Source organism: Candidatus Planktophila sp., from assembly GCF_046070465.1.
Classification (GTDB): Bacteria; Actinomycetota; Actinomycetes; order Nanopelagicales; family Nanopelagicaceae; genus Planktophila.
This window is the reverse complement of the sequence record NZ_JBJTMK010000055.1, coordinates 1-3,068: the sequence shown is the minus strand read 5'-3', so window position 1 is coordinate 3,068 and position 3,068 is coordinate 1. Positions and strand designations below refer to the sequence as shown.

Here is a 3,068-nt window from a genome sequence, read left to right as displayed (position 1 = left end):
CCGCTGCAGTATTGAAGATCAGCATAGCTGAGACCCACCAACGGGGCGCATCTGTGTAGCGCACAATCCAATTCGTAGTTCAAAATGTTGGAATTCCAATTTGGATTGTGCGCTACACAGATGCGCCCCGTTGGTGGGTCTCGGCCATGCTTATCTTCAATACTGCTGCGGTAGTTCTCTTTCAAATGCGAGTCAGCAAGCGCACAAAACCTCTCAAAGAATCTGCTAACCAGTACTTCTTTACCGGTGTACTACTTGCGGGCGCATGTCTCCTGTACGCATTGGCTGAAGGGCCATCAGCGAAATTGGCATCCGTTATCTTCCTCGTCGGAATGGTTCTGCACGTCACAGCAGAATTAATAATCTCCATGATCCATTGGCAGATTTCATTTGATCTAGCTGATGAATCTCGACAAGGTGCTTATTACGGCATCTGGACTTTAGGAAATGGCCTGAGTGAAATCGCCGGTCCAGTCGTAGTTACCTACGCGCTTGTGTCTCTCGGCAAGCCCGGATGGGCGCTTTTAGCTGCAATGTTTATGGCTAATTCACTTCTCTTCCGTTCAATCGTGCTGCGCCCACGAGTACAGAGCTAGCACTCTCCATTTCAGGAAAGTTCGCTATCACTGGAGCTTTAGTAGTCGGATAATTTCTTTCGAGGGTACGCTTTAAGAAGATTCCAAAGGAGCGAATTATGAAAATTAGTTCAGAACAAGTAAGCGCCAAGCTGACCGTCAATCTTGATGACGTGAAGGACAAGGATGCAATCATTGAAACGATTGCTGGCTGTGCGGATGGCAGTTGCGCATGTTCTACCGATGAATATCAGAAGGTAGAGACGATGCAGATTGTCCCTGGCCCTAATTCAATCCAGCTCAAAATTGAAGTGAAGCCAGGAGAAGTTATTGATCCCAATTGCATTTCAGAATGCTTGGATCCTGCAGCTCAATAGCTTTTATTGAGATTTAGTGAGCGGCCGAGACATATTGCAATAGGGCAATTCGCTCAGTATCGAGCTCATCAACGTGGCGCTTAACGACGTCACCGATGGAGACTATTGATAGCAACGTTCCATCTGAATTAACAACTGGAACGTGACGGACTCGAAGCTCGGTCATCATCGTCATAATTTCAGCGACCGAAGCATCTGGCGTGCAAGTATGAACATCGCTCGTCATAATGTCACTCACATGCATATTCATTAATTGATCTAGCATGTTTGGCATAGCTCTCACAACATCTCGCTCAGAGACGATTCCCTGAATATGTTTCCCGTCAGGAGATACGACGAGAGCGCCGATGTGATGGTTTCTTAGAGCGCTGACCAAGTCATGCAGAGTTGCAGATGCGGAGATAGTTTCCGGATGTTTACCTGAGATGATTGATGCAATCTTCATTTCGCCTCCAAGTAGAGAGATTGCAATCATCATCTACCTAAAGCGCGAATCAACGCAATAGTTACTCGGGATTTCCCAGCGTCTTATATCAGCGGTATTAAAGAACTTTAGATAGGAATGACCTAGTGCGCTCATGCTGTGGATTGATGAGGACTTCCTGCGGTTTACCTGATTCAACCACAGATCCTTCATCTATAAAGAAGAGCGAATCACCGACCTCGCGCGCAAAGCCAATTTCATGAGTGACGACAACCATAGTCATGCCTGAAGCAGCAAGTTTCTTCATTACCTCAAGAACTTCTCCAACAAGCTCGGGATCAAGCGCCGATGTTGGTTCATCAAAGAGCATTAACTTTGGCTTCATCGCAAGAGCGCGTGCAATAGCTACGCGTTGTTGCTGACCACCAGATAGCTGTGAGGGATAGTGATGTGCCTTCTCTCGTAATCCGACTTTAGCTAGAAGCGCGAGTGCTTCACTTTCAGCCGTTGCTTTATCTACACCTTGAACTCTCATTGGTCCACATGTGACATTCTCGAGTGCGGTCAAGTGTGGGAATAAATTGAATCGCTGGAAAACCATTCCGATATCACGTCGTTGAAGGTCAGCCTCAGACTCTTTAAGTTCATAAAGTTTTCCGTGGCTCTCTCGATATCCGATGATGGCGCCATCTACAAAGAGTCGGCCACCATCTAACTTCTCTAGATGGTTTATGCAGCGAAGGAAAGTTGATTTTCCAGAACCTGAAGGGCCGATGATGCAGGCAACTTCACCTTCATTTACCTGAAGGGAGATTCCTTTAAGGACGTGATTGTTTCCATAGGACTTATGAATATTTTGCGCATCCACCATTAGCTTTTTCATGCAGAGATCACCGCATTTCGATTGAATCCACGTCCGAAACGCTTCTCCAAAAAGTATTGCGCCGCCATCAAAATTGTTGTGTAGAAGAGATACCACGTACAAGCCACAAGTAAAAGTGGAATTGGGTTATACGTCTCATTAGATATGTCGCGAGTTCGAGCGTAAAGATCGGTAACGAGTGGAACCGCCGTCACAAGAGAAGTTGTCTTCAGCATTGAAATTACTTCATTGCCGGTAGGTGGAATAATTACGCGCATTGCCTGCGGAATAACGATAAATCGCATCGTCTTCCAGTTGCTCATGCCCAGCGACTTTGCCGCTTCTTCTTGACCAGAATCAACTGCCAATAACCCGCCGCGAACAATTTCAGCCATGTAGGCGGCCTCATTGAGGGTCAGACCAAGAACTGCAATCCAGAATAGGGATGCGGTTTGAGAGAGAGTGAGGTGGAAACCGATGTATAAGTCTCCGAAGTGAATCCAGGGAATTCCGATAAAGATTTCCTTGTAAATGGTTGAGAAAAGACCCCAAAAGACGAGTTGAACATAGACGGGGGTGCCTCTAAAGATCCAGATAAATAGCCAGGCAAAGTTTTTAAAGATTGGATTATCAGTACGACGCATGACTCCTAGGGCGATACCGAGGATGATTGCAAAGAACATGGAGAGCAAGGTGAGTTCAAGTGTGACAAGAGAGGCTTTGATAACGCGACCATCAAAGAGGTATTTCCTGAAGGCGGCCCATTCATATGCATCACGTGATGCTGCATCGACTGCAATTCCTGAAAATGCAAGAAGAAGCAGCAGTGC

Annotated in this window: 5 protein-coding genes; 2 read left to right on the top strand and 3 right to left on the bottom strand. The window is 46.4% G+C overall.

The genetic code is table 11. The annotated features are described in order from the left end of the window. Positions 1-146: 146 nt before the first annotated feature. Both ACKOVI_RS02595 and ACKOVI_RS02590 read left to right on the top strand, forming a co-directional pair. A complete protein-coding gene (locus ACKOVI_RS02595; RefSeq protein WP_509602456.1) occupies positions 147-596 on the top strand; it encodes a hypothetical protein in 450 nt (149 codons plus the stop codon). A 98-nt stretch (positions 597-694) separates the two neighbouring features. Beyond that, complete coding sequence (locus ACKOVI_RS02590) at positions 695-952, top strand: hypothetical protein (protein WP_509602455.1); 258 nt, start codon at positions 695-697, stop codon at positions 950-952. 13 nt (positions 953-965) lie between these two features. On the opposite strand, the gene ACKOVI_RS02585 is transcribed toward ACKOVI_RS02590, so the two are convergent. The 3 genes from ACKOVI_RS02585 to ACKOVI_RS02575 form a co-directional block, all read right to left on the bottom strand. After that, entirely contained in the window at positions 966-1,397 is a 432-nt protein-coding gene (locus ACKOVI_RS02585; RefSeq protein WP_509602454.1) for a CBS domain-containing protein, read from the bottom strand. Between the two features lie 97 nt (positions 1,398-1,494). Next, positions 1,495-2,247 (bottom strand): amino acid ABC transporter ATP-binding protein, encoded by a 753-nt coding sequence (locus ACKOVI_RS02580; RefSeq protein WP_509602457.1) that lies wholly within the window; start codon positions 2,245-2,247, stop codon positions 1,495-1,497. 8 nt (positions 2,248-2,255) lie between these two features. Next, positions 2,256-3,068 (bottom strand): amino acid ABC transporter permease (locus ACKOVI_RS02575; RefSeq protein WP_509602453.1); only part of this gene is annotated, 813 nt, incomplete at its 5' end.